This is a genomic window from Roseovarius sp. MS2 (assembly GCF_051447875.1).
GTDB lineage: Bacteria > Pseudomonadota > Alphaproteobacteria > Rhodobacterales > Rhodobacteraceae > Roseovarius > Roseovarius mucosus_A.
On sequence record NZ_JBKHVF010000001.1, the window covers coordinates 2011539 to 2034349 of the forward strand.

29 protein-coding genes and 1 pseudogene are annotated in these 22811 nt (G+C 62.0%); 18 read left to right on the forward strand and 12 right to left on the reverse strand.

What is annotated here, in order from left to right:
* Positions 1–78: 78 nt before the first annotated feature.
* The 9 genes from rfbC to ACLGGT_RS09915 all read left to right on the forward strand — a co-directional run bounded on the left by rfbC (position 79) and on the right by ACLGGT_RS09915 (position 6668).
* The gene (gene rfbC, locus ACLGGT_RS09875; RefSeq protein ID WP_437195903.1) at positions 79–648 is read left to right on the forward strand and encodes a dTDP-4-dehydrorhamnose 3,5-epimerase; all 570 of its coding nucleotides are present in this window, start codon (positions 79–81) and stop codon (positions 646–648) included.
* Complete coding sequence (gene rfbB, locus ACLGGT_RS09880) at positions 645–1694, forward strand: dTDP-glucose 4,6-dehydratase (RefSeq protein ID WP_437195905.1); 1050 nt, start codon at positions 645–647, stop codon at positions 1692–1694. Before rfbC ends, rfbB begins: the two co-directional genes overlap by 4 nt.
* A 24-nt stretch (positions 1695–1718) precedes the next feature.
* On the forward strand, positions 1719–2564 hold the full coding sequence (gene rfbD, locus ACLGGT_RS09885; RefSeq protein WP_437195907.1) for a dTDP-4-dehydrorhamnose reductase: 846 nt from the start codon (positions 1719–1721) through the stop codon (positions 2562–2564).
* On the forward strand, positions 2561–3454 hold the full coding sequence (gene rfbA, locus ACLGGT_RS09890; RefSeq protein WP_437195909.1) for a glucose-1-phosphate thymidylyltransferase RfbA: 894 nt from the start codon (positions 2561–2563) through the stop codon (positions 3452–3454). Before rfbD ends, rfbA begins: the two co-directional genes overlap by 4 nt.
* Before the next feature lie 3 nt (positions 3455–3457).
* On the forward strand, positions 3458–4396 hold the full coding sequence (locus ACLGGT_RS09895; RefSeq protein ID WP_437195911.1) for a glycosyltransferase family 2 protein: 939 nt from the start codon (positions 3458–3460) through the stop codon (positions 4394–4396).
* Between the two features lie 80 nt (positions 4397–4476).
* Entirely contained in the window at positions 4477–5085 is a 609-nt protein-coding gene (gene cobO / locus ACLGGT_RS09900; protein ID WP_008281618.1) for a cob(I)yrinic acid a,c-diamide adenosyltransferase, read from the forward strand.
* Between the two features lie 3 nt (positions 5086–5088).
* Complete coding sequence (locus ACLGGT_RS09905; RefSeq protein ID WP_008281619.1) at positions 5089–5436, forward strand: Lin0512 family protein; 348 nt, start codon at positions 5089–5091, stop codon at positions 5434–5436.
* Complete coding sequence (locus ACLGGT_RS09910) at positions 5433–5798, forward strand: Lin0512 family protein (RefSeq protein WP_219435439.1); 366 nt, start codon at positions 5433–5435, stop codon at positions 5796–5798. The genes ACLGGT_RS09905 and ACLGGT_RS09910 overlap by 4 nt, the downstream gene beginning before the upstream one ends.
* A gap of 102 nt (positions 5799–5900) precedes the next feature.
* Entirely contained in the window at positions 5901–6668 is a 768-nt protein-coding gene (locus tag ACLGGT_RS09915; protein WP_081506901.1) for an FCD domain-containing protein, read from the forward strand.
* Positions 6669–6677: 9 nt separating this feature from the next.
* Here the strand turns inward: ACLGGT_RS09915 and pqqE are convergent.
* The 5 genes and pseudogenes from pqqE to pqqA all read right to left on the reverse strand — a co-directional run bounded on the left by pqqE (position 6678) and on the right by pqqA (position 9805).
* Positions 6678–7768 (reverse strand): annotated as a pseudogene (pqqE, locus tag ACLGGT_RS09920) (pyrroloquinoline quinone biosynthesis protein PqqE).
* Between the two features lies 1 nt (position 7769).
* Positions 7770–8042 carry a pyrroloquinoline quinone biosynthesis peptide chaperone PqqD gene (pqqD, locus tag ACLGGT_RS09925; RefSeq protein WP_422002863.1) on the reverse strand — a complete coding sequence of 91 codons (273 nt, stop codon included), beginning with the start codon at positions 8040–8042 and terminating at the stop codon, positions 7770–7772.
* On the reverse strand, positions 8039–8788 hold the full coding sequence (pqqC, locus tag ACLGGT_RS09930; RefSeq protein WP_008281624.1) for a pyrroloquinoline-quinone synthase PqqC: 750 nt from the start codon (positions 8786–8788) through the stop codon (positions 8039–8041). The genes pqqD and pqqC overlap by 4 nt, the downstream gene beginning before the upstream one ends.
* Entirely contained in the window at positions 8785–9678 is an 894-nt protein-coding gene (pqqB, locus tag ACLGGT_RS09935) for a pyrroloquinoline quinone biosynthesis protein PqqB (protein WP_437195913.1), read from the reverse strand. Before pqqB ends, pqqC begins: the two co-directional genes overlap by 4 nt.
* A 31-nt stretch (positions 9679–9709) precedes the next feature.
* Positions 9710–9805 (reverse strand): pyrroloquinoline quinone precursor peptide PqqA, encoded by a 96-nt coding sequence (gene pqqA, locus ACLGGT_RS09940; protein ID WP_037298014.1) that lies wholly within the window; start codon positions 9803–9805, stop codon positions 9710–9712.
* A gap of 202 nt (positions 9806–10007) precedes the next feature.
* Here pqqA and ACLGGT_RS09945 point away from each other — a divergent pair, with 202 nt between their 5' ends.
* From ACLGGT_RS09945 to ACLGGT_RS09955, 3 genes are read left to right on the forward strand one after another with little or no spacing between them, the layout of a single operon-like run.
* Entirely contained in the window at positions 10008–10211 is a 204-nt protein-coding gene (locus ACLGGT_RS09945) for a hypothetical protein (protein ID WP_008281626.1), read from the forward strand.
* Entirely contained in the window at positions 10208–10861 is a 654-nt protein-coding gene (locus tag ACLGGT_RS09950; protein ID WP_437195916.1) for a hypothetical protein, read from the forward strand. The genes ACLGGT_RS09945 and ACLGGT_RS09950 overlap by 4 nt, the downstream gene beginning before the upstream one ends.
* Entirely contained in the window at positions 10858–11205 is a 348-nt protein-coding gene (locus tag ACLGGT_RS09955; RefSeq protein WP_008281628.1) for a hypothetical protein, read from the forward strand. Before ACLGGT_RS09950 ends, ACLGGT_RS09955 begins: the two co-directional genes overlap by 4 nt.
* A gap of 6 nt (positions 11206–11211) precedes the next feature.
* Here ACLGGT_RS09955 and ACLGGT_RS09960 read toward each other — a convergent pair whose 3' ends face one another.
* A complete protein-coding gene (locus ACLGGT_RS09960; protein WP_437195917.1) occupies positions 11212–12024 on the reverse strand; it encodes a quinoprotein dehydrogenase-associated SoxYZ-like carrier in 813 nt (270 codons plus the stop codon).
* A gap of 99 nt (positions 12025–12123) precedes the next feature.
* Between ACLGGT_RS09960 and ACLGGT_RS09965 the strand changes: the two genes are divergently transcribed.
* Positions 12124–13155: a quinoprotein relay system zinc metallohydrolase 2 gene (locus ACLGGT_RS09965; RefSeq protein ID WP_437195918.1), complete on the forward strand. Its 1032-nt coding sequence runs from the start codon at positions 12124–12126 to the stop codon at positions 13153–13155.
* 6 nt (positions 13156–13161) lie between these two features.
* Here ACLGGT_RS09965 and ACLGGT_RS09970 read toward each other — a convergent pair whose 3' ends face one another.
* Positions 13162–13656 carry a hypothetical protein gene (locus ACLGGT_RS09970; RefSeq protein WP_437195920.1) on the reverse strand — a complete coding sequence of 165 codons (495 nt, stop codon included), beginning with the start codon at positions 13654–13656 and terminating at the stop codon, positions 13162–13164.
* A gap of 250 nt (positions 13657–13906) precedes the next feature.
* Here ACLGGT_RS09970 and ACLGGT_RS09975 point away from each other — a divergent pair, with 250 nt between their 5' ends.
* The 5 genes from ACLGGT_RS09975 (at position 13907) to ACLGGT_RS09995 (ending at position 18912) form a co-directional block, all read left to right on the forward strand.
* Positions 13907–15019, forward strand: a complete 1113-nt coding sequence (locus ACLGGT_RS09975; RefSeq protein ID WP_008279651.1) for an S-(hydroxymethyl)glutathione dehydrogenase/class III alcohol dehydrogenase — start codon at positions 13907–13909, stop codon at positions 15017–15019.
* Between the two features lie 115 nt (positions 15020–15134).
* Positions 15135–16937 carry a lanthanide-dependent methanol dehydrogenase XoxF5 gene (gene xoxF5, locus ACLGGT_RS09980; RefSeq protein WP_008281632.1) on the forward strand — a complete coding sequence of 601 codons (1803 nt, stop codon included), beginning with the start codon at positions 15135–15137 and terminating at the stop codon, positions 16935–16937.
* Between the two features lie 82 nt (positions 16938–17019).
* Positions 17020–17556 carry a c-type cytochrome, methanol metabolism-related gene (locus ACLGGT_RS09985; RefSeq protein ID WP_008281633.1) on the forward strand — a complete coding sequence of 179 codons (537 nt, stop codon included), beginning with the start codon at positions 17020–17022 and terminating at the stop codon, positions 17554–17556.
* On the forward strand, positions 17540–18367 hold the full coding sequence (locus ACLGGT_RS09990) for a substrate-binding domain-containing protein (RefSeq protein ID WP_037298020.1): 828 nt from the start codon (positions 17540–17542) through the stop codon (positions 18365–18367). The genes ACLGGT_RS09985 and ACLGGT_RS09990 overlap by 17 nt, the downstream gene beginning before the upstream one ends.
* A complete protein-coding gene (locus ACLGGT_RS09995; protein WP_437195924.1) occupies positions 18364–18912 on the forward strand; it encodes a PQQ-dependent catabolism-associated CXXCW motif protein in 549 nt (182 codons plus the stop codon). The genes ACLGGT_RS09990 and ACLGGT_RS09995 overlap by 4 nt, the downstream gene beginning before the upstream one ends.
* A gap of 68 nt (positions 18913–18980) precedes the next feature.
* On the opposite strand, the gene ACLGGT_RS10000 is transcribed toward ACLGGT_RS09995, so the two are convergent.
* The 5 genes from ACLGGT_RS10000 to ACLGGT_RS10020 all read right to left on the reverse strand — a co-directional run bounded on the left by ACLGGT_RS10000 (position 18981) and on the right by ACLGGT_RS10020 (position 22804).
* A complete protein-coding gene (locus ACLGGT_RS10000) occupies positions 18981–19796 on the reverse strand; it encodes a quinoprotein dehydrogenase-associated SoxYZ-like carrier (protein WP_437195925.1) in 816 nt (271 codons plus the stop codon).
* A 1-nt stretch (position 19797) separates the two neighbouring features.
* The gene (locus ACLGGT_RS10005) at positions 19798–20316 is read right to left on the reverse strand and encodes a DUF3280 domain-containing protein (protein ID WP_219436319.1); all 519 of its coding nucleotides are present in this window, start codon (positions 20314–20316) and stop codon (positions 19798–19800) included.
* Between the two features lie 111 nt (positions 20317–20427).
* Complete coding sequence (locus ACLGGT_RS10010) at positions 20428–21612, reverse strand: aromatic amino acid transaminase (protein ID WP_437195927.1); 1185 nt, start codon at positions 21610–21612, stop codon at positions 20428–20430.
* On the reverse strand, positions 21612–22463 hold the full coding sequence (gene sseA / locus ACLGGT_RS10015; RefSeq protein ID WP_008281639.1) for a 3-mercaptopyruvate sulfurtransferase: 852 nt from the start codon (positions 22461–22463) through the stop codon (positions 21612–21614). Before sseA ends, ACLGGT_RS10010 begins: the two co-directional genes overlap by 1 nt.
* A gap of 80 nt (positions 22464–22543) precedes the next feature.
* Positions 22544–22804, reverse strand: a complete 261-nt coding sequence (locus tag ACLGGT_RS10020; RefSeq protein WP_081506888.1) for an SsrA-binding protein — start codon at positions 22802–22804, stop codon at positions 22544–22546.
* Positions 22805–22811: the final 7 nt, after the last annotated feature.

A 22811-nucleotide genomic window follows, 5' to 3' on the forward strand; every position in this document is an offset into this window, starting at 1 on the left:
GTCGATTTGCCAGAAGGTAAGGAATAGAGGCGCAGTGGGGCAATTGCCTTGCGCCACATGAGGGACTACGAGCACGGCATGCAGATTGAACAGACTAACCTACCCGGCGTGGTGATCCTAACGCCCGCCCGTCATGGCGATACGCGTGGCTTTTTCAGCGAGAGTTGGAACCGGCGGCGCATGCAAGAGGCTGGGATCACGATTGATTTCGTGCAGGACAACCATTCGCTGTCAGAGCAGGTGGGCACGGTGCGGGGGCTGCATTTTCAATCGCCGCCGCATGCACAGGCCAAGCTGGTGCGCTGTGGGCGCGGGGCGCTTTATGATGTTGCGGTGGATATTCGGCGCGGCAGCCCGACCTATGGGCAATGGGTGGGCGTGGACCTGAGTTTTGAGAACGGGCGTCAATTGCTGATCCCCGAGGGGTTCTTGCACGGTTTCGTGACGCGCGCGCCGATGACCGAGATCATCTATAAATGTTCGGATTACTACGCACCTGAGTGCGATGGTGCGGTGCGGTTCGATGATCCAGAGATTAACATTGATTGGGGGATTGATCCCGCGGCGGCGGTGCTAAGCGGTAAGGATGCCAAAGCGCCCTTGCTACGCGAGATCGTGAGCCCTTTTGTTTATGAGGCCACGGTATGAGGCTTTTGATCACGGGCGGGGCCGGGTTCATCGGGTCGGCGGTGGTGCGGCTGGCGGTGGCGCGGGGGCATGAGGTGATCAACCTCGATGCGCTGACCTATGCCGCCTGCCTCGAGAATGTGGCGAGCGTGGCGCAGAGCCCGCTCTATAGCTTTGTGCATGCCGATATTCGCGACCGCACGGCCCTTGACCGGGTGTTTGCCACCCATGCGCCCGACGCGGTGCTGCATCTGGCCGCCGAGAGCCATGTGGACCGTTCGATTGATGGCCCCGGCACCTTTGTCGAGACCAATATTACCGGCACCTACAACCTCTTGGAGGCGGCGCGCGGGTATTGGCAGGCGCGAAACAAGCCCGAGGGGTTTCGGTTTCAGCATATTTCGACCGATGAGGTGTACGGCTCTTTGCCAAGCGACCCGAGGATCAAGTTTACCGAAGACACGCCCTATGATCCGCGCAGCCCCTATTCAGCGTCCAAGGCGGCGTCGGATCATCTGGTGCGCGCGTGGCACGAGACCTATGGCTTGCCCATATTGATCACCAATTGCTCGAACAATTACGGCCCGTTCCATTTCCCGGAAAAGCTTATTCCGGTGATCATTCTCAACGCTTTGGCGGGCAAGCCGTTGCCGATTTACGGCGATGGGTCGAACGTGCGCGACTGGCTCTATGTCGAGGATCACGCCGAGGCGCTCTTGACGGTGCTGGAACGGGGCGTGCCGGGGCGGTCCTATAACATCGGCGGCGAGAATGAGCTGAGCAATCTGGACTTGGTGCGCAAGCTTTGCGCGGTGCTGGATGAATTGGCCCCGCGCGACGATGGTCTGTCTTATGCCGCGCAGATCAGCTTTGTCACAGACCGTCCGGGGCATGATGCGCGCTATGCGATTGATCCCACGCGCATCCGGGCCGAATTGGGCTGGCGGCCCTCGGTGACGGTGGACGAAGGGGTGCGGCGCACAGTGCGGTGGTATCTGGAGAATGAGGCGTGGTGGCGCGCGCTCTTGGCGCGCGACGGTGTTGGCAAGCGGTTGGGCGCAGGCTGAGCAGACAGAAGCAAGGGACGCGGAATGAGAATACTGGTTTTCGGTCGCACCGGGCAGGTGGCCACCGAGATACAGAGACAGGCAGAGGTCACGGCGCTGGGCCGAGAGGTGGCGGACCTGTCCGACCCCATGGCCTGCGCCGAGGCGATCCGCGACCACGCGCCCGATCTGGTGATCAATGCCGCCGCTTACACGGCTGTGGACCGCGCCGAGAGCGAAGAGGATTTGGCGACGGTCATCAACGGGGTGGCACCGGGTGCGATGGCGCGGGCCTGTGCCAATCTGGGCATCCCGTTTTGTCATGTCTCGACCGATTACGTGTTTGACGGCAGTGGCATGGCCCCGCGCGCGCCGTCCGATCCGGTGGCCCCCTGCAATGCCTATGGCCGCTCCAAGCTGGCAGGCGAAGAGGCGGTGCGCGCCGCAGGTGGCCAAGCCGCGATCTTGCGCACCTCTTGGGTGTTTTCGGCGCATGGCGGCAACTTCGTGAAAACCATGCTGCGCCTCTCGGAGACGCGCGATGCGCTGAGCGTCGTAGATGATCAGATCGGCGGTCCGACCCCGGCGGCGGATATCGCGGCGGCGCTCTTGATCATGGGGCGGGCGATGGTCGCGGGCCATGCGGGCGGGTTATACCATTTCAGCGGTGCGCCCGATGCGAGCTGGGCCGATTTCGCGCGTGAGATTTTTGCCCAAGCCGGGCGGGCGACGGTTGTGACAGGTATTCCCACCCGCGACTATCCGACCCCCGCCGTACGCCCGCAGAATTCCCGGCTTGATTGTGGATCGCTGGCGGCAGAGTTTGGCATCGGGCGGCCCGACTGGCGTGCGGGTCTGGCCCGCGTCCTGAAAGAACTGGAGCAAGCATGACCACGGCACGCAAGGGCATCGTTTTGGCGGGCGGATCGGGCACGCGGCTTTATCCGATCACCATGGGGCTGAGCAAGCAGCTGTTGCCGGTCTATGACAAGCCGATGATCTACTATCCGCTGACGGCGCTGATGCTGGCGGGTATCCGCGAGATTGCGATCATCACCACTCCGCAGGATCAGGCGCAGTTCCAACGCCTGCTGGGCGATGGCAGCCAATGGGGGCTGACATTCGAGTATATCGTGCAGCCCTCGCCGGATGGGCTGGCGCAGGCCTATCTGCTGGCAGAGGGGTTTTTGGGCGGGCAGGCCTCGGCGCTCGTGCTGGGCGACAATATTTTCTACGGTCACGGATTGCCGCAGCAATTGGAGCGTGCCGCGCAGCAGGAAAAGGGCGGCACCGTTTTTGGCTACCGCGTGGCGGACCCCGAGCGCTATGGCGTGGTCGAGTTTGACGGTGCCGGGCGCGCGGTCTCGATCGTGGAAAAGCCGCAAGAGCCGAAATCCGATTTTGCCGTAACGGGGCTTTATTTTCTGGATGGTGAGGCGTCAGAGCGCGCCAAGGCTGTGCAACCCTCGGAGCGGGGCGAGTTGGAGATAACCGCGCTGCTGGAGATGTATTTGCGCGATGGTTTGCTTTCGGTCGAGATGATGGGGCGTGGCTATGCCTGGCTTGATACAGGGACACATGCCAGCCTGCTTGATGCAGGAAACTTTGTGCGCACGCTGGAACAGCGGCAGGGCCAGCAAGTTGGCTGCCCCGAAGAGATCGCCTATGACAAGGGTTGGATCGACGCGGCGGCGCTGGAGGCGCGCGTCGAGCTCTTCAAGAAAACCGACTATGGCGCGTATCTGCGGCGGCTGTTGCAGGGTGGCCGGGTCAAGGGCTGAGGCATGGAGGGGCCGCAGGCACCCCATGTCGTGATCCTGCTCGCCGTGTACAACGGCGGCGATTTCCTGTCCGATCAGTTGCAGAGCATTGCCGCACAGACGCATCGTGGATGGCAAGTGCTGGCCGGTGATGACGGGTCTGAGGACAACAGCCGTGCGATCCTAGATGCCTTTGCCGCGCGCCATCCGGTCCGATGCCTGAATGGGCCGGGGGCCGGAGCGGCAGAGAATTTTCTCTCGCTCATCCGCCAGACACCGGATCATGCGCCCGCCGGGCATTGGATGGCGTTTTGTGATCAAGACGATGTCTGGCTGCCAGACAAGCTCTCGCGCGGGATTACAGCGCTGGGCACCTCCGATGATCCGCGCCCGGCGCTTTATTGCAGCCGCACCTGGATCACGGATACCGCGCTTGGTGAGCGGCGGCTGTCGGCGGCGCGCCCGCGCCCGCCGTCCTTTCGCAATGCGTTGGTGCAGAATGTGGCCTCGGGCAATACCATCCTGCTTAATCCAGCGGCGGCACGGCTGGTCGAGGAGGCGGCGCAGAAAATCGAGCGTGTCGTGGTGCATGACTGGTGGGTGTATCAGCTTATCACCGGGGCGGGCGGGCGCGTGGTGCATGACGATACGCCCACGCTCTATTACCGGCAGCATGATGTGAACCAGATCGGGTCCAACGACACGCGGCTTGCGCGGTTGCGGCGTATCCGGCAATTGTTGCAGGGGCATTTCCGGGCGTGGAACGAGGTGAACATCGCGGCCTTGTCGCGGCTGGACGGGTATCTCACGCCGGAAAACCGGGCGATTCTGGCGGAATTTGCAGCGATGCGGCGGGGGCCGATGCCCGCGCGGCTGGCGCGGTTGTGGCGTCTGGGGCTGTATCGGCAGAGCCGGATCAGCACCTTTGCGCTTTGGGTGTCGCTGGTGTTGAACCGGATCTGAAGGCGGCGCAGAAAGGCCTTGCACGTCTGGGCCGGTCTGCGACACTCTGCCGGTCCCGAGACCCCGCCAAGGAGCCTGACATGACCGACGATCCCGACCGCCACGCGATGAAAATGGCCAAGAAAAAGGCCGCGCGCGATAAGATCATGGCGACCAAGACCGATCAAAAGGGGCTGATCATCGTTCATACCGGCAAGGGCAAGGGTAAATCCTCGGCGGCGTTTGGTATGATTTTTCGCTGCATTGCCCATGGCATGCCCTGCGCCGTGGTGCAGTTCATCAAAGGCGGTATGAGCACCGGCGAGCGCGATTTGATCCTGTCGAAATTCTCGGACGCCTGCGCCTTTCATACCATGGGCGAGGGGTTTACCTGGGAGACACAGGACCGCACCCGCGACACCGAAATGGCGCAAGCCGCATGGGCCAAGGCCAAGGAGTTGATCCGCGATGAGACCAACAAGATGGTCCTGCTCGATGAGATCAACATCGCGCTGCGCTATGATTATCTGGACATCAACGAGGTGGTGCAGTTTCTCGCCGAAGAAAAGCCGCATATGACCCATGTCGTGTTGACCGGGCGCAACGCCAAGGACGAGTTGATCGAGATTGCCGATCTTGTGACGGAAATGGAGCTGATCAAGCATCCGTTCCGCTCCGGCATCAAGGCGCAGATCGGGGTGGAGTTCTGAGCCATGGCGCGGACAAGATTATTGACCGAATTCGGCATGGGTACGTCGCTGCGGCGGCAGGATTACACCGAGGCGGCGGCGCGGGCAGTGCGCGATGCGCTGTGGCACAATTCGATCAATCTGGCCGAGTTGTTCGGGTTCGAGAAGGCCGACATGCTGATTGATCTCGATATTGCCGTGCAGGCACCCGAAGAGGTGGATGTCGAGGTGTTGCGCGCGATATTTCCCTATGGGCAGGTGCGCGTGCAGGTGGCGCGGGGCGGATTGGACATTCCGCGCGCGGTGGGCAAGCCCACGGTGATCGCCAATGCCTGCATCTCGGTTTCATTCGACATGGAGGCCAAGGCATGAGCGCGCAGCGGTTCATTATCGAGATGGGCATGGGCAACGACCTGCATGGGATGGATTATCAAAAGGCCGCCGTGCGGGCGATCGAGGATGCGATCCGGCATTCTACGATCCCGATGTTCCTGAATACGCCGCTTGATCATCAGGATATGGCGGTCAAGGTCACGGTGGGGGTGCAAGAGCCGGAGCGTGTTGATCCCGAGGCGCTGAAGGCTGGTTTGCCGCGTGGGCGCGCGACCGTTCAGGTGGTGTTTGGCGGGCAGAACGTGACCGATCCGGGCAGCGGTGAGACGCTGGTGATTGCGACGGCGGCGGTTGAGGCGTTCTTTCCGTCGCAGGTGGGGAAATGGGTGTTGGGGGCGTGATGGCACCCTCGCCCTTTTTCCTTAGACCCTGAGACCAAAGCACAGGCTTGCCGCCCTTTCGATGTGGTCATATGATCTGACCAATTCAGCAAGGGCGCGCGCATGCCATTTCAGAAAGTTACCCCCGAAAAACTCTCGACTGCCGTAACGCGGCAAATCGAAAAGCTCGTGTTGCAAGGCATTTTGCGTCCCGGTGAACGGCTGCCTGCAGAGCGCGATCTGGCAGAGAAGTTGGGGGTGTCGCGTCCGTCCCTGCGCGAGGCGGTGGCGGAGTTGCAGGACAAGGGCCTGCTGAGTGCGCGCGCCGGCGCGGGCATCTATGTGGCTGATGTGTTGGGCAGCGCCTTTTCTGATGCGCTGATCCGGCTTTTTGCCGAGCATGACGAGGCGGTATTTGACTATATCGGGTTTCGCCGCGACCTAGAGGGTCTGGCCGCCTGTCGCGCGGCGCGCCTTGCGTCGGATACCGATTTGCAGGTGATCCAGACGCTGATGGACAAGATGGAGGCGGCCCATAAAAAGACCAATCCGGCGGATGAGGCGCGGTTGGATGCCGAGTTTCACATGGCGATCATCGAGGCCAGCCATAATGTCATCATGCTGCACATGATGCGTTCGATGTTCCAGTTGCTGCGTGAGGGGGTGTTTTACAACCGTCAGGTGATGTTCAAACAGCGCACGACGCGCGGCGCGCTCTTGGATCAGCACCGCGCGATCAACGCCGCCATTCAGGCGCGCGATCCCGAGGCGGCGCGTGCGGCGGTCAACGATCATCTCAACTATGTGGAAAAGGCACTGGCCGACCAGCAAAAGGCGGATCGCAACGAGGCGATTGCCAAGCAGCGCTATGAGCACGAGCAATCGCGGTAGACACGGTGTCTAAAGCGGCGTTTTCTCCATCACCCGCCATGTGAGGTCTGCGTCAGACTGGCCCGAGAAATCCTCGGCCAGGGAGCGCATTTGCGCGTGGTGGGGGATTTGATGCAGACCGGATCCGTTGCCGCCGGATCGCCCGCAATCGCCATAGCCTGACAGCGGCAGCCACCGAAATCAATCGTCTTGCGCTCGCAGGAACGGCAGGGCTCCTGCATCCAGTCTGTGCCGCGAAAGGCGTTAAAGGCTGCGCCGTTGTACCAGATATCGGCCAAGGGCCGGTCGCGCACATTGTCGAAGGTGAGCGTCTTGATCGTCTGCGCCGCGTGGCAGGGCAAGACCAGCCCATCAGGGGCTACGTTGAGGCCGGTTGTGGCCCAGCCACCCATGCAGGTCTTGGGATAATCGGCGTGATAATCGGCGGGCACATAATCGATCACCAGACGCCCCTTGAGGGCGGCGCGCGCCTCGGCGACGATGCGACTGGCCTCGCGGGCCTGTGCGCGGTCAGGCATGAGCGCGCCACGGTTCAGCATGGCCCAGCCGTGGAATTGCACGGTCGCCACCTCGATCCGGCGCGCACCCATGTCTTGCGCCATTTCAATCGCGCGGGGCAGTTGGTGCATGTTGCCGCGATGCATGACGAAATTGAGCGTGAGCGGAAAGCCGATGGCGGCGATCCATTTGGCCACCTGCATCTTGCGGTCAAAGCCGCCCTTATAGCCGCCGATGCGGTCGGCCATTTCGGCATCGGTGCCTTGGAGCGACAGTTGGATATGGTCGAGGCCCGCGTCATCGAGCGCAGCCAGACGTTTCTCGGTCAGGCCAATGCCGGAGGTGATGAGGTTGGTATAAAGGCCCGCGTCACGCGCAGCCTTGATCAGATCTTCTAGATCGCGGCGCGAGGCGGGTTCGCCGCCCGAGAGGTGAAGTTGCAGCACACCCAAGTCAGCGGCCTGTTGAAAGACCGATACCCAGTCGGCGGTGCTGAGTTCCGTTTCCCGTGCGGTCAGTTCCACCGGGTTGGAGCAATAGGGGCACGAGAGCGGGCAACGGTGCGTGAGTTCCGCCAACATGGCGATCGGGGGATTGGCCATTTTAGCGCATCTCCAGAAAGCGCCGCTCGGCCAAACCTTGCAGGAATTCGGCACTGTCGCGGGTGACATCGTCAAGCGGCGCATTGTACGTGGCGGCGAGATCGGCGGTGAGCGCACCAAAGCTTTGCACCCCGTCCACCCGGCTAAGAATGGCGTGACCGATGGGATCGAGCCGCACGGCGCGTTCGGGGGCCAAAAGCACCCAATCCTCGCGCACCCGGTCAAAATGCAGGCGCACGCCGCGCGGCAGATGGGGGATGCTGTCGGGGGTCATGCCGCGCCTTTGGCGAGCAGTCCCTCACCGGGGTGCCATGCGCCCGGCGGGATACGCGCGGGGTCGACATAGGCAGAAGAGAGGGCGTCAAGCTGCGACCAGAGCACATCGGTCTTGAAGGTCAGTGCGGCAGCGGCGGCATCCTGTTTTTCGGTGGTATCGGCGCGGTCGAGCACCCATTTGAGGCCAAAGGCCACATCCTTGGGCGCCTCTTTCAGGCGGTTGCGGAAATAGGCGAGGCTGCTGTCATCGGCAAAGGCGTAGTTGGCCAAAAGCCCCTCGATGCGCTGGGCATGGATCTTGGGCGCGAACAGCTCTGTTAGAGAGGCGGCAACCGCCTCGAGCAGCGGTTTTTCGCGAACAAAGGCGACATAGGCATCAACCGCAAAGCGGGTCGCGGGCAGCACGCCTTGGGCAGAGGCCACGTAATCGGGATCAAGCCCGACCGCTTGGGCAAGGCGCAGCCAGCGGCGAATCCCGCCCTCATTCTCGGCGGTGCCATCATGATCCTCGATCCGCGAGCGCCATATGCGGCGCAGGTCGGGGTCATCGACCCGGCTGAGAAAGGCGGCATCCTTCATCGGGATGCGGGATTGGTAATAGTAGCGGTTGATGACCCACGCGCGCACTTGATCGGGGGTGCAGTGGCCGCCGTGAAGCATGTGATGAAACGGGTGGCGGTCGTGATAGCGCTCTGCCCCGATCTGGCGCAAGCGGGCCTCAAAAGCGTCGCGGGTTGGGGTCATGCGGTGATCTCCATGCCGTCCTGTCCAATCGTCCAGCCGGCCGATTCGGCCTCGGCACGCTCGGATGCGTCGGGGCGCAGAACAGGGTTCGAGTTGTTCATATGGACGTAGATTTTGCGCCCGATCCCCAGATCGCGCAAGGCGGCAATCGAGCCGTCGGGGCCGCTCATCGAGATATGGCCCATGCGACGCCCGGTTTTCTGGCTGAGGCCCATGGTGATCATCTCGTCGTCGCGCCAGAGCGTGCCGTCAAAAAATACCATGTCAGCACCCCGCAGGCGTTCGGCAAGCCGGTCGGTGACAGCAGCGCAGCCGGGAATATAAAAGATGTTGCGGCCCTCGGCCTCGAGATGCACGCCGGTGGTCTGTTCGCCCTCAAGATCGGTTTGCACGGTCTCGCCCTCAAGATAGAGCGGCACCTTGCCGGGCACGGCAAAGAGTGTCGCGGTGAGGCCGGGTAGCAGGGGAACTGGTTGATTAAGGGCAATGGGCACGCGCGGCACCCGAGCGGGATCAACCGCCTGCATCAATGGGTTGTCGGCCAGAACGCCATGAATTTCGCCGGTGGCATAGAGGGTGAAGGGCTGCTGTTCCCGCAAGCTGAGGAGCCCCGCCACGTGATCTATATCGCCGTTCGTAAGCAGCACGCCCGCGATGGGCGTATCCCGCAGGCTGCGCGGATGAAGTGCCGGATTGGCCGCGAGTTGCGCGCGAACGTCTGGGGAAGCGTTTAAAATAACCCAACGTACCCCATCCGTTGTCACGGCAAGGGATGACTGGGTTGAGACAGGGATCTTACCGTCTCGGGCAAGATTGCAATTCTCGCAGCCACAATTCCACTGTGGCAAGCCACCGCCGGCCGCAGCGCCTAGTATCAGAGCCTTAAACACCTGTTACCTCGCTGCGACCAGTCGGGATATTTCAGAACAGGACGCCGTCGCCTTCTTGGGCGGGGCCGTACATGTTGATTTCCATTCCACAGTTCAGTTCACGCAGAACCGGCTTGCTCCATGCCATCGTCTATCCTCCTCTTAGATGTGGTCGATAGGTTTAATAGATATTCCGATCCCAGACATGTCAACTTTGCCGTAGTCTTAGAGACCTACGACTTTAGTGCAATCAGGGGATGAGGGGCTTGTGTCGCAGGCTGGACCTGAGTGACACTTAGCCCATATCTGGGCATGTGGCGGCGAGGCCGACAAAGTGCAGGAGTAGGATCATGATCGAGCTGTTGTTTGTGGCCTGTCTGGCGCGTCAGCCAGAGATTTGTGAAGAGCGGGCGTTTCAATATACCGACCGGACAGCGCGGGGATGTATGGCCGAGGCGATACCGGAATTGAGCAAATGGGCGGCGACGCATCCGCGCTGGCGCATTGCGCGCTGGTCGTGTCAGCCCCTAGGCGGGGCGAGGACGCGGGCGTGAGACGCAAAGTATCCGGGATTTTTCTAGGCCTGATGTTGGCGGTTGGTCCGGTTTTGGCGGGGACGGTCCATGAGGGCTATGATCTGATTTTTCGCACCGGCACGCTTGAAGACTTCGCGCCGGGGGATGCGCTGCATTACCAAAGCGAGACCGAGAACGCAGCCGCACCGCCCGAGGCGCAAGGCGCGCAGGGCTACGATCTGCGGATCGAAGAGGGTGGTACAGCGCGGTTGATGCGGGTTTTGGACACCGGACAGCAGCCAGTTGCCGGGTTCGATGCCACGGTGGGCAATCCGATGGCGATGTTCTTTCTCGAACGGCTGGTGCGCGATCTGGCGCAGGCCACGGGCGGCAGCACTTTCTATATCCGCAACCGGATCAAGGAATCGCTTTTGGCGCCGGTGGGGATTTCGCCGGTGCAAGTGACTTGGCAGGGAAAGGACCACGCCGGGCAAGAGGTGCTGCTGGCGCCGTTTGTCGGGGATGCCAATGCCGCGCGATTGGGCCCCTTTGCCGAGTTGCAGGTGGTGTTCGAGGTGTCAGAGACGGTGCCCGGCTGGTATCACTCGATGCGCGCCGAGACGCCTGAGCGCGACAGTGGCGGACGCTATTTTAGCTCAACACTGGCGCTGTCGGAGACCGAAGAATGAGGTGTCTGGCGATCTTGCTTTGTCTGTTTCCCACGATGGGGCTGGCGCAGAGCGTGGCGGACCAGCTTAATGACTATCCAACCGAGGCGCGCGCGGATTACGTCTTTGGCTGCATGGCAGCAAATGGAAACACGCGCGAAATGCTGCGGCGCTGCTCTTGTTCCATCGACGAGATTGCAGCGATCTTGCCCTACAAGGATTATGTCTCGGCTGAGACGGTTCTGGCGCTGCGTCAGGGCAACGGCGAGCGCATGTCGATGTTCAAGGCAGGGCCGGTGAGCGAGGGGATTGTTGCAGACCTACGCCGTGCGCAGGCGGAAGCCGAGATCATTTGCTTCAAGTAAGCGGCATCAGGAGGCGCTGGCCTTGGGCAGCACCTCTTCAAACACATTGCCTTCTGTATCTTCGGCGCGGATGCGCAGATCGGGCGTGCCGTTGTCTGTATAGCTAAAGCGGAACACCGGGTCCTCGGAGATGGAAATGCCCCCTGTCAGGGAAAAGAGCATCTCGTCACCCTGCCAGACGGTCAGATCCTGAATGAAATGCGCCGGCACGAATAGCTGGGTGATCTGGTCGCGTTGCAGGCCCGAGTAATTGGGGTGGCGGATCATCAATTGCGCATCGCGACGGCTGCCGATCTGCACCGGCGCGCTATCGAAATGGCGCAGACGCATTTCGCCCATATGGGCAAGCGCCACCTCGGGATCGCGGGTGGCGGGGGCGGCACAGCCACCGGCGGCCTTTACGAACCGCCCGTCGAGATAGCTGGCGCTGGCGGTTTCGGCAATGACGCGCAGATTGGAATAGGCGTTGACGCGCACCCGTGCCTCAAAGTTGAGCGGGGCCATGGCAGGGCCAAATTTGATTTCAGCAGCAAGCGGGGCCGGGTTTTCATCGACCACGATCTTGAGCGTGGTGATCGGCCCCACGCTCTGATCGGTTTGTGTGACGACCACGGGCACGGTGGCCGCGTCATGGGCGCGGTAGGGCGCATCGACGGCAAAGACCGCACCGGGGCTGAGTGCCTTGTTTGCGTCGAGAATGTCGGCGCGCAGATAGTCCCATGTCTCGCCATCTTGCAGCGGGTTGCGCGGCTCTTCGGCAAGGGCTGCGGTGCCGAGCGTCAGGCTCAGGCAAAGGGCGGTCAGGGGAAATCGGGTCATCTGGGCCTCCGGATCGGGCATACTCGCACTATTGGACAGTATCACGGATCGGATGCGGGTTGTATCAACCTTTGGTAGCAGTTTTGCGCGGAGTCCGAGATGTTCGAGATCGTTCTGAGCCTCTGTCTGTTGGCCAATCCCGAGACTTGCGAGACCCGGCTTTTGCCGGTGGGGGCTGCGGATTGCGCGCAGGCGCTGGCGCGGGCCGAAGAGATCGCACCGGAGTGGGGTGATGCGCTCTTGGCGGGGCCGTTCGACTGCGTGGCGCGACCCGAGAGCGGGATCGCGTTCGAGGAGGCCGCGCCGGGCGTCTTTGTACATCGCGGGCAAGTGGCAGATGTGACGCCGGACAATCTGGGCGATGTGGCCAATATTGGATTCATCATCGGGGAAGACAGCGTTGCGGTGATTGATGCAGGCGGTAGCCGTGCCGTGGGCGAGGCGGTTTATCTGGCAGTGCGGCAGGTCACCGAGAAGCCGATTTCGCATCTGATCCTGACCCATATGCACCCCGATCATGTGATGGGGGCTGAGGTGCTGATCGAGGCGGGGGCGCAGGTTGTCGGGCATCGCAAGCTGGGGCAGGCGCTGGCGGCGCGGGCCGAAACCTATGAGACCAGCTTTGCCCGGCTGATGGGGGCAGGGTTCATCGGCAGCCGGGTTCCAACGGTGGGCGAGGGAATCGCAGACCGGGCCGAAATTGATCTTGGGGGCCGTATGCTGGATCTGGTGGCTTGGGAGACCGCACATAGCGAGAGCGATGTGACCGTGTTCGATCGGCAAACGGCGACGCTCTTTACCGGCGATTTGGTGTTCGACGCGCACAGCCCCGCGCTTGATGGCTCGGTTCTAGGATGGTTGCGGGTGCTTGAGGCGATGGGCGCGCCCGCGCCTGCGCGCATCGTGCCGGGGCATGGCGGGCCGGTGCTGGAGTGGCCTGAGGGGGTCGTGGATTTGCGGCGTTATCTGGAGGTCTTGCGCGATGAGACGCGGGCGGCGGTGTCGCAAGGTCTGCGCCTTGGCGAGGCGATTGAGACGGTTGGACAAGGCGAGGCGGCGCGCTGGGCGCTCTTTGATCTTTTCCACCCGCGCAATGTGACGGCGGCCTTTACCGAGCTGGAATGGGAGTGACGCGCCTTAGTCGGGGACGTGCGCCGCCAGAATCTGCGCCAGTGCATAAAGCCGCTTTTCCAACAGGACCGGCGTTTCACAGGCATAGGTCAGCGACCGGCGGCGATCATCAAACACGCGCGCGCGCCAATCAAGATCCTCTTCCAATTGGTCGATGCGGTCGAAGTCGGGGCTCTCGGCTTTGGTGAGCGTGGCGATTTCACCGCGCAGCGCTTCGATTTCCTCGGCCATGCGCGCCTGATTGCGGGCGTAGCGGGTGATACCGCCCATGATCTCGCCCCGGCGCTGATTGAGGCGGTCAAACACGTCAGAGAAGATTGCGGTGTAGTCGTCCTTGGTCAGATTCGGCGTGGCGTCGACCGCTGATTCGGCCTCTTCCAGGGTGAGTCGGCGCAGCGCGAGCCGTTCTGCCAGCCGCGCGGCTTCGGGCGAGAGAACCGGCGCGGCGGCCTGATTCTCAGGCGGATGGGGCCACATCACCGCCGCAGAAAGTGTATCCACGCGCCGCTGAATGCAGGGCCACTCGGGGTCATTCGATCCTGCGGCGAAAACTGGAGATAATCCAGTAATAACAATGGCTAAGGCGGCAATAACTGGTCTCATCCCGTCCTCTACGACTAAGGTCTTACTGAGTTATGGCGTAATCTTGGCACATATTGTCACAGGATGAAACAGGCTGGTTTGAAAAGTATTTTTGACGTCAAATCGCCTAAAGGTTGTATCCTCCGGGATGCAAGGGAGGACAGACTGAATGCGCACACGTGCTGCGGTTGCGGTTGAGGCAGGCCGCCCGATGGAGATCATGGAGGTGAACCTTGAGGGTCCGAAGGCGGGCGAGGTTCTGGTGGAGATCAAGGCGACGGGCCTGTGCCACACCGATGATTTCACCCTGTCGGGGGCCGATCCAGAGGGGGCGTTTCCGGCCATTCTGGGGCATGAGGGCGCGGGCGTCGTGCTCGAGGTGGGCCCCGGCGTCACCAGCCTGCAACCGGGCGATCACGTCATTCCGCTTTACACGCCCGAATGCCGCGAATGCGAATACTGCCTCAACCCGAAAACCAACCTGTGCCAGAAAATCCGCTCGACCCAAGGCCAGGGCGTGATGCCCGACGGCACCAGCCGGTTTTCGATGCTGGATGGCACGCCGATCCTGCATTACATGGGCTGCTCGACCTTTGCCAATCACACGGTCCTGCCCGAGATTGCGCTCGCGAAGGTGCGCAAGGATGCGCCCTTTGACAAGATTTGCTACATCGGCTGCGGTGTCACCACGGGCGTCGGCGCGGTGATCAACACCGCCAAGGTCGAGATCGGCAGCCGGGCGATTGTGTTCGGTCTGGGCGGCATCGGCCTCAACGTGCTGCAGGGGCTGCGGCTGGCGGGGGCGGATCAGATCGTCGGCGTCGATATCAACCCGGGCCGGATCGAGATGGCGACGCGCTTTGGCATGACCGATTTCGTCAACCCCAAGGAGGTTTCGGGCGATCTGGTGGCGCATCTTGTGGCGCTGACCGGCGGGGGGGCGGATTACACATTCGATGCCACCGGCAATGTGGGCGTGATGCGCACGGCGCTCGAGGCAGCGCACAAGGGCTGGGGCGAGAGCATCATCATCGGCGTGGCACCTGCGGGCGCAGAAATCAGCACGCGGCCGTTCCAACTGGTCACGGGGCGGTCGTGGCGCGGCACGGCCTTTGGCGGCGCGCGCGGGCGCACGGATGTGCCCAAGATTGTCGATTGGTACATGCAGGGCAAGATCGAGATCGACCCGATGATCACCCACACCATGCCGCTCGAAGATATCAACAAAGGGTTTGAGCTCATGCACGCCGGCGAAAGCATCCGCAGCGTGGTGATTTACTAAGCGCGATCCCAAAGAGGGGCCGCGACCAAAAGAATGTGACCCGGTTCCATCGCAGAGGAGGGCGGTGCGGGCCGGGATGACAGAAACGACTGAAGTTTTATCCAGGGAGGACAAAATGAAGAAATCACTCTTGATGTCGGCGGCGTTCTTTGTCGGCGCATCCGGCATGGCCACGGCCAACAGCGATCTTCAAGCGCTGATTGACGATCCAACGCAATGGGCGATCCAGACCGGCGACTACGCCAACACCCGCTATTCCGAGTTGGAACAGATCAACAAGGACAACGTCGGCAAATTGCAGGTCGCCTGGACATTTTCCACCGGCGTGCTCCGCGGGCATGAGGGCTCGCCGCTGGTGATCGGGGACATCATGTATGTCCACACGCCCTTTCCCAACATCGTTTATGCGCTGGATCTGAGCAACAACGGCAAGATCATCTGGAAATACGAGCCCAAGCAAGATCCCAACGTGATCCCGGTGATGTGCTGTGACACGGTCAACCGGGGCGTGGCCTATGCGGATGGCAAGATTTTCCTGCATCAGGCTGATACCACGGTTGTGGCGCTGGACGCCAAGAGCGGCGAGGTCAAGTGGACGGCGGTGAATGGCGATCCGTCCATTGGCGAGACCAACACCGCGACCGTGCTGCCGGTCAAGGACAAGGTGATCGTGGGCATTTCCGGCGGGGAATTCGGCGTGCGCGGTCATACCACCGCCTATGACATGAACACCGGCGAACTGGTCTGGCGCGCCTATTCCATGGGGCCAGACAGCGACACGCTGATTGATCCGGAAAACACCACCCATCTGGGCAAGCCGGTGGGACCGGATTCGGGCACGAACACCTGGGAAGGCGATCAGTGGAAGATCGGCGGCGGCTCGACCTGGGGCTGGTATTCCTATGATGCGGAGTTGGACCTGTTCTATTACGGCACCGGCAACCCCTCGACCTGGAACCCGGCGCAGCGGCCCGGCGACAACCGCTGGTCGATGACGATCATGGCGCGTGACCCCGATGACGGCAAGGCCAAGTGGCTCTATCAGATGACCCCGCATGACGAGTGGGACTATGACGGTGTCAACGAGATGATCCTGACAGATCAAGAGGTTGACGGGCAAATGCGCAAGCTCTTGACCCATCCGGATCGCAACGGTCTGGCCTATACGCTGGATCGCGAGACCGGCGAATTGCTGGTGGCCGAAAAGTTTGACCCGGTCGTCAATTGGACCACGGGTGTGGATATGGACCCGGCCTCGCCAACCTATGGCCGTCCGGCTGTGGTGGCGGAATACTCCACCGAGCAGAATGGCGAGGATGTGAACTCGACCGGCATCTGTCCGGCGGCCTTGGGCACCAAGGACCAGCAGCCGTCTGCCTATAGCCCCAAGACCGGTCTTTTCTATATCCCCACCAACCACGTCTGCATGGATTACGAACCGTTCCGTGTGAGCTATACCGCCGGTCAGCCCTATGTGGGCGCGACGTTGGCGATGTATCCCGCACCGGGCAGCCATGGCGGCATGGGCAATTTCATCGCTTGGGACAATATCGAGGGCAAGATCAAATGGTCGATCCCCGAGCAGTTCTCGGTCTGGTCGGGGGCTTTGGCGACCGCTGGCGATGTGGTGTTCTACGGCACGCTCGAGGGCTATCTCAAGGCGATTGATGCCTCGAGCGGCGATGAGCTTTACAGCTTCAAGACGCCGTCGGGGATTATCGGCAACGTGATGACCTATGAGCATGGCGGCAAGCAATATGTCGGCATCCTGTCGGGTATCGGCGGCTGGGCCGGAATTGGCCTTGCGGCGGGTCTGACCGATCCGAATGCCGGTCTGGGTGCTGTGGGCGGCTATGCGGCGCTTAGCGACTATACGGCGCTTGGTGGTCAGTTGACCGTGTTCAAACTGCCGGATTGATCGCGGATCTGACCCAATGACAGGCGGCGCGGCATCTGAATGTGTCGCGCCGCCGCACCTAAGAACCCAGAAGGAGTTACGAATGTTGACGCCCCGCCGCCTCTTGTCCGCTGGTCTGACCGCATGTCTGGCGCTTGTCGCGCTGCCGGTCCTTGGCGAAGAGGCCCCGTCGCCCGATGATCCCAAATTTGCCGCCTCTTATGAACAGGACGGGCTGTATTTCACCGCTGATGATATTCCCACCTTTAACGTGGCCGAGGATGGCACGGTGGACTGGCAGACGTTTTCAGGGTTTCGCCGCTATCATGCGGAATGCCATGTCTGCCACGGGCCGGATGGTGAGGGCTCGACCTATGCCCCCGCGCTAAAGGAGTCGGCGGTGGCGATGGATTACTACGACTTTTACGGCGTCGTGGCTGAGGGACGCCAAAAGGTGAACGCCTCGGAGAATTCGGTGATGCCGTCCTTTGGCACCAACCCCAATGTGATGTGCTATCTGGATGATATTTACGTCTACCTCAAGGCCCGCGGTTTGGGGGTGGTCGAGCGTGGTCGTCCGGCCAAGAAAGAGGCGAAATCAGAGGGTATACAGGCGGCAGAAGATGCGTGCATGGGCTAAGGCGCTTGGTTTGGCTGTCGCGCTTTTGCCCGGAGTGGCGGGGGCGCAGATGGCAGAGCTGGTTTCGCAATCGGCATTTCGGGTCTGTGCCGATCCGGCCAATGATCCGATGTCGACCGAAGCCGGGACCGGGTTTGAGAACCGCATTGCAGATCTGCTTGCTGCGGAATTGGAACGGCCGGTTGAATATAGCTGGTTTCCGATGGCGACGGGTTTCGTGCGCCGGACCTTGGGCGAAAAACGCTGTGATGTGATCATCGGGTTCGCGCAGGGGCATGAGTTGGTGCAGAACACCAATCACTACATGACCTCGGTCTATACGCTCATCCTGCCAAAAACGGGGGAGTTGTCGGATGTGGTGACGCTGGCCGATCCACGCCTCAAGGGTAAGGTGCTGGGCATCGTTGCGGGCAGCCCGCCGGGCACGCATATGGCGCGCAACGGGCTGATGGCCAAGGCGCGGGCCTATCCGCTGTTTGTGGATCGGCGGGTGCAGTCGCCTGCGAGTGATATGTTGCGCGATCTAGAGGCCGGAGAGATTGCCGCAGCCGTGCTCTGGGGCCCCATCGGCGGGCCGTTGGTCAAGCGCGAGCATCCCGATTTGCAGGTCGTGCCGCTGTTGCACGAGGTGGGTGCGCCCAAGATGTTCTACAGGATCACAATGGGTGTACGGCTGGGCGAGGATCAGTGGAAGCGGGAATTGAATTCGCTGATCCGGCGCAATCAGGCGGAAATTGATGCGATTTTGAATGACGCAGGCGTGCCGCTGCTCAATGACATGGGCACAGAGGCCAAGGTGCTCTCACAATGATCCGGGCAGGTCTGGCCGTGCTGATGCTGCTGGCCGGACCGCTCGCGGCGCAGGGGGTGGCAGAGCCGGAGGAGTATCGCGGAGAGCCCTATCGCGCGCCGGTGCCCGAGACCTTGGCGGGCGCGGTGGTGGTCGATGCCGCGGCTGCGCATGTGCTGTGGCAGAGGGGCGAGGTGGCGTTTGTGGATGTGCTGCCGCGCGCGCCCAAGCCTGTAAACCTGCCTGCCGGCACGATCTGGCGCGACAAGCCTCGGCTATCGATCCCGGGGTCGGTGTGGTTGCCCAACACCGGGTATGAGCGGATTGCCCCCGAGACAGAGGCGTATTTGCAGGACGGTCTGGCAGAGGTGACGGCCGGGGATAGCGGCCATCCTGTGCTGTTTTTTTGCCTCGAGGACTGCTGGATGTCCTGGAACGTGGCCAAGCGGGCGCTGGAGATGGGATATACCGAGGTTTACTGGTTTCCAGAGGGCACGGATGGCTGGGCGTTTGAAGACTATCCGCTGGAAAAGATCGACGCGAGACCGGGGGAGCCGGGGACGTAGGGCGAAGCCGACGTTGATGGCTGTTGCCCCGCGTGGCTCAGCCCCTAGCGCTGCCTACACTGTCCCCCTCAATACGCCGCAAGGCTGGTGCGGGCGCTGGTCGTCGTGCCGTCGGTATCCCGCAGGGTGACATTTGCTGTCGTGGTGCCTGTCGGAATCGAAACACGCAGGCGCGGATTTTCCGAAAGGGAAATGCTGCCGGTCATTGTCAGATAGGGGGCGTTGTCGAGGTTGATTTCCAGCTCATCCACCACGCGCAGGGGCGTGAAAAGCAGGGAGATTTGATCCATCGCCAGACCTGAATGGCTGGGGTGGCTGATATCGACATCAAGCGCGTGGACTTTGCCTGAGAGCGCGGCAAGGCGGGTGTTCACACTCTTGCTGGGGGCTGCGAGGTCAGGCAAGAACGCTAATTCCATCTCTCCCAAGTTGGCCAAAGCTGCGACCGGATCGGTGCCCGGCGGTGCAGCACAGGCACCTTGACCAGAGGTTTTAAGGAATGCCTCGGCCATGTGCCGCTCGCCCGCATCGGTGAGCGCCACAAGGTGCAATGGGGTTTGACCATTGAGGCGGGTGGTGAGGCTGAAGGCGAATTCGGCCTGTGGCGCGGCAAGATGGAATTCGGCGGCCACGGGGGCGGGGTTCTCGTCGATCACCAGCGTCACAGTCGTGATCTTCTGTCCCGGCGGGGCGACGATGTGCCCACCCAACACAGTGCGCGCATCGTCTGTGGCGCGATACGGCGCGTCGAGCGTGATATGCGCGCTCTGCACCACGAGGGGCGCATCGCCATAGAGGGCGGATTGAATGTCAGGCCAAGCGGACTGCGCCAGAGCCGGGCCAGAGAGCATCGCAGCCGCAAGGGCCAAGGCCAAACGTGTCATGTCATCCCTCCACAAACATATGGGTCTTGAAGATATAGCGCATGCCGCGCAGCCAGGAATCGTCAGTATTGGAGCGGATGTCGACCGCGCGGGCGCGCACCACCTCGCCGCTGGGCACAGCGCGCAGCACAAGGTTCATCGACAGGATCAGGTTCGAAACCTTCTGCACCTCGCCCACCAGCACGTAATCGGCATCCAGCCGCGCCGCGAGGCGGGTTTCGCAGCCGTAGCAATCGGCGGGGTTGGTGACGGTGGCAAGATCGGTGGTGATCGGGTCCAAATCTAGCATTGCAAAGCCGGTTTCGGCAAAACGGGTCTGGACATAGTCCTGAACCAGCGCGAGGCGCGCGGTTTCATCGGCGCGCACCGGGTTGTATGCGCCCTCGGTCGAGGTGTCGATGAAGGTGATCCCGAGAAAGGCCACAGAGGCACCATCGCGCAACGGAACGAGCCCCTGCGCCGTCGCGGTGGAAGCCGACAGAAATCCGGCCAAAAGCCAGAGGAAAAGCGCCCGTGTCATGCGGGCATGTTATGCCGGGTCCGGGCGGTGCGCTATGCGACTTTGGGCGGAGGTCAGAAGACGGGAGATCCCCGGGTCAGGCCCGGGGATAACGCCAATGGGAGGGGCGCTTTAGACGCCCACCTCGATCATCGCCTTGGCCAAAATCGGCACGGTGCGGGCGTTAAGCCCGGCGATGTTGATGCGGCTGTCGCCAATCATGTAGATCGCGTGCTCTGCGCGCAGGCGTTCGACCTGTTCGGGGGTCGCGCCAAGGCGCGAGAACATGCCGCGATGCTGCGCGACAAAGCCAAACCGGTCCGAGCCAGAGAGGCGCTGCAACTCTGCCGCCAGCGTTTCGCGCAGCTTGAGCATGCCAAGGCGCACGTCTTCAAGCTCTGATTGCCAATCGGCGCGCAGGGCGGGATCGGTCAGTACCATCGTCACCAGCCGTGCGCCGTGATCGGGCGGGAAGGAATAGTTTTGACGATTGAGATAGGCGAGGTTGCCTTGGGTGACTTTTTGCAGGCTCTTGTCCTGTGCGACGGCCATCAGAATGCCCGTGCGCTCGCGGTAGATGCCAAAATTCTTGGAGCAGCTGGCGGCGATCAGCATCTCGGGGCAGTTTTCCGCCACGAACCGCACAGCGGCGGCGTCCGCCTCTAGCCCGTCACCAAAGCCCTGATAGGCGATGTCGATCATCGGCAGCGCGCCACGTGCATTGAGCAGATCCACCACCGCCCGCCATTCGGTCATGTTGAGATTGGCACCCGTGGGATTGTGGCAGCAGCCGTGCAAAAGCACCACATCCCCTGCGCGCAACCCGTCCAGATCCGCCATCATGCCGGTGAAATCGACGCCGACGGTTTCGAGGTCGAAGTAGCGATACATCACCACCTCGATTCCCATATGGGCAAGGATGCTCAGATGGTTGGGCCATGTCGGATCAGAGACAAAGACGCGCCCCCCAGGGTTGGCCATCTTGACCAGATCAAACGCCTGCCGCACGGCACCGGTGCCGCCCGGCGTCGCAATCGCCGACACCTGATCGCGCGCAACCGCATCGCCCAGAACGAGCGCGATCATCGCATCGGCAAAGGCTGGATCACCGGCAAGGGCGGTATAGGCCTTGGTGGTCTCTGCCTCCCAGAGCTGTTTTTCCGCAGCCTTGACCGCGCGCATGACCGGGGTCACGCCCTCGGGGGTTTTGTAGACACCGACGCCAAGGTCGATCTTGGTCTCGCGCGGGTCTTCGCGGAACGCCTGACCAAGGGCCAGAATCTTGTCAGCGGGTTTCTCTTTCAAGGCGTCAAACATCAAACTTCTCCAGTGGCGACGGGCAGGGTGGGGAAGGCGCCCCATTCGGTCCAGGACCCGTCATAAAGCGCATGGTCGGTCTTGCCGATCCGTTCCAGCGCCAGATTGATAATCGCGGCGGTTACACCAGAGCCGCAGGAGGTGATGACCGGCTTGGTCATATCCATCCCGGTGGCGGCAAAGACGGCGCGCAGGGCATCTGCGTCTTTCATGGTCATGTCGGCGTTCAAGAGGTCAGTATAGGGAACATTCTTGGAGCCGGGGATATGGCCTGCGCGCAGACCGGCGCGGGGCTCTGGCGCTTCGCCACGAAAGCGGGCGGCAGAGCGGGCATCGAGGATTTCGTAATCCCCGAGTTTGGCGGCTGCCGCGACTTGGGTTACGTCCTTGACCATCTGGTTCTGGCGACGCACGGTCATGTGGCGATCGCGGATGATGGGGGGCATGTCCTCGATGGCGCGGCCCTCGGCCTGCCACTTCGGGAAACCGCCATCCAGAACGGCGATATTGTCCTGTCCCATCAGCCGGAAAAGCCACCAGACGCGGGCCGCAGAAAATAGCCCCTTGGCGTCATAGACCACCACCTGATGCCCGTCACCCACGCCCATGGCGCGCAGTTTGGACATGAATTTTTCAACTGGCGGGGCCATATGCGGGAGTTCCGAGCGCGCATCGCTGATGTCGTCGATGTCAAAGAACCGCGCGCCGGGGATATGCGCCGCCTCATATTCCGCGCGTCCACTGCGCCCTTCGGCGGCCATGAACATGGTGCCGTCAAGAATGCGCAGGTCGGGGTCCTTGAGATGGGCCGCCAGCCAATCGGTGGAAACAAGCGTTTTCGGATCGTCCATGGCGATTTGCCCCCCGGTTCAAACGCTTTCTGCCTACAGTCTGAAGGGAAAAAGGGCAAGACTATGCAGCGCCGGTGTGGTTATCGGCGCAAGAGGCGGGCGATAGCGCGAAGTGCCCATAGGGTGACGATGCCGCCGGTGGCGGTGACGGCAACAAGCCGGATCAGATAGGCCGTGTCACTGCCTGTGGCCGGGGCATGGCTCAGGAGATATGCGCCAGCCGCCCCGCCAATCGCGCCCATGCCCGCCTGCAAAAGCCAGCCCAGACGCGGCGAGAGCCCAAGGCCTGCGGCGATCATTGCCGCCGTTGCCCCAGCCAGAAGCGCGATCAGCAATTCCATCCAGCGC

Excerpts from the sequence above, each read along its gene's own strand:
- pqqA (WP_037298014.1), bottom strand. The coding sequence starts at position 9,805 with ATGGCATGGAGCAAGCCGGTTCTGCGTGAACTGAACTGTGGAATGGAA.
- ACLGGT_RS09990 (WP_037298020.1), top strand. The coding sequence starts at position 17,540 with ATGCGTGCATGGGCTAAGGCGCTTGGTTTGGCTGTCGCGCTTTTGCCC.
- xoxF5 (WP_008281632.1), top strand. The coding sequence starts at position 15,135 with ATGAAGAAATCACTCTTGATGTCGGCGGCGTTCTTTGTCGGCGCATCC.
- rfbB (WP_437195905.1), top strand. The coding sequence starts at position 645 with ATGAGGCTTTTGATCACGGGCGGGGCCGGGTTCATCGGGTCGGCGGTG.
- rfbD (WP_437195907.1), top strand. The coding sequence starts at position 1,719 with ATGAGAATACTGGTTTTCGGTCGCACCGGGCAGGTGGCCACCGAGATA.
- ACLGGT_RS09995 (WP_437195924.1), top strand. The coding sequence starts at position 18,364 with ATGATCCGGGCAGGTCTGGCCGTGCTGATGCTGCTGGCCGGACCGCTC.
- ACLGGT_RS09960 (WP_437195917.1), bottom strand. The coding sequence starts at position 12,024 with ATGACCCGATTTCCCCTGACCGCCCTTTGCCTGAGCCTGACGCTCGGC.
- ACLGGT_RS10005 (WP_219436319.1), bottom strand. The coding sequence starts at position 20,316 with ATGACACGGGCGCTTTTCCTCTGGCTTTTGGCCGGATTTCTGTCGGCT.
- ACLGGT_RS10010 (WP_437195927.1), bottom strand. The coding sequence starts at position 21,612 with ATGTTTGACGCCTTGAAAGAGAAACCCGCTGACAAGATTCTGGCCCTT.
- sseA (WP_008281639.1), bottom strand. The coding sequence starts at position 22,463 with ATGGACGATCCGAAAACGCTTGTTTCCACCGATTGGCTGGCGGCCCAT.
- ACLGGT_RS09955 (WP_008281628.1), top strand. The coding sequence starts at position 10,858 with ATGAGGTGTCTGGCGATCTTGCTTTGTCTGTTTCCCACGATGGGGCTG.
- rfbA (WP_437195909.1), top strand. The coding sequence starts at position 2,561 with ATGACCACGGCACGCAAGGGCATCGTTTTGGCGGGCGGATCGGGCACG.
- rfbC (WP_437195903.1), top strand. The coding sequence starts at position 79 with ATGCAGATTGAACAGACTAACCTACCCGGCGTGGTGATCCTAACGCCC.
- pqqC (WP_008281624.1), bottom strand. The coding sequence starts at position 8,788 with ATGACCCCAACCCGCGACGCTTTTGAGGCCCGCTTGCGCCAGATCGGG.
- ACLGGT_RS09915 (WP_081506901.1), top strand. The coding sequence starts at position 5,901 with ATGCCATTTCAGAAAGTTACCCCCGAAAAACTCTCGACTGCCGTAACG.
- ACLGGT_RS09945 (WP_008281626.1), top strand. The coding sequence starts at position 10,008 with ATGATCGAGCTGTTGTTTGTGGCCTGTCTGGCGCGTCAGCCAGAGATT.
- pqqD (WP_422002863.1), bottom strand. The coding sequence starts at position 8,042 with ATGACCCCCGACAGCATCCCCCATCTGCCGCGCGGCGTGCGCCTGCAT.
- ACLGGT_RS10020 (WP_081506888.1), bottom strand. The coding sequence starts at position 22,804 with ATGGAATTGCTGATCGCGCTTCTGGCTGGGGCAACGGCGGCAATGATC.
- ACLGGT_RS10000 (WP_437195925.1), bottom strand. The coding sequence starts at position 19,796 with ATGACACGTTTGGCCTTGGCCCTTGCGGCTGCGATGCTCTCTGGCCCG.
- ACLGGT_RS09985 (WP_008281633.1), top strand. The coding sequence starts at position 17,020 with ATGTTGACGCCCCGCCGCCTCTTGTCCGCTGGTCTGACCGCATGTCTG.
- cobO (WP_008281618.1), top strand. The coding sequence starts at position 4,477 with ATGACCGACGATCCCGACCGCCACGCGATGAAAATGGCCAAGAAAAAG.
- ACLGGT_RS09895 (WP_437195911.1), top strand. The coding sequence starts at position 3,458 with ATGGAGGGGCCGCAGGCACCCCATGTCGTGATCCTGCTCGCCGTGTAC.
- ACLGGT_RS09910 (WP_219435439.1), top strand. The coding sequence starts at position 5,433 with ATGAGCGCGCAGCGGTTCATTATCGAGATGGGCATGGGCAACGACCTG.
- ACLGGT_RS09975 (WP_008279651.1), top strand. The coding sequence starts at position 13,907 with ATGCGCACACGTGCTGCGGTTGCGGTTGAGGCAGGCCGCCCGATGGAG.
- ACLGGT_RS09905 (WP_008281619.1), top strand. The coding sequence starts at position 5,089 with ATGGCGCGGACAAGATTATTGACCGAATTCGGCATGGGTACGTCGCTG.
- ACLGGT_RS09965 (WP_437195918.1), top strand. The coding sequence starts at position 12,124 with ATGTTCGAGATCGTTCTGAGCCTCTGTCTGTTGGCCAATCCCGAGACT.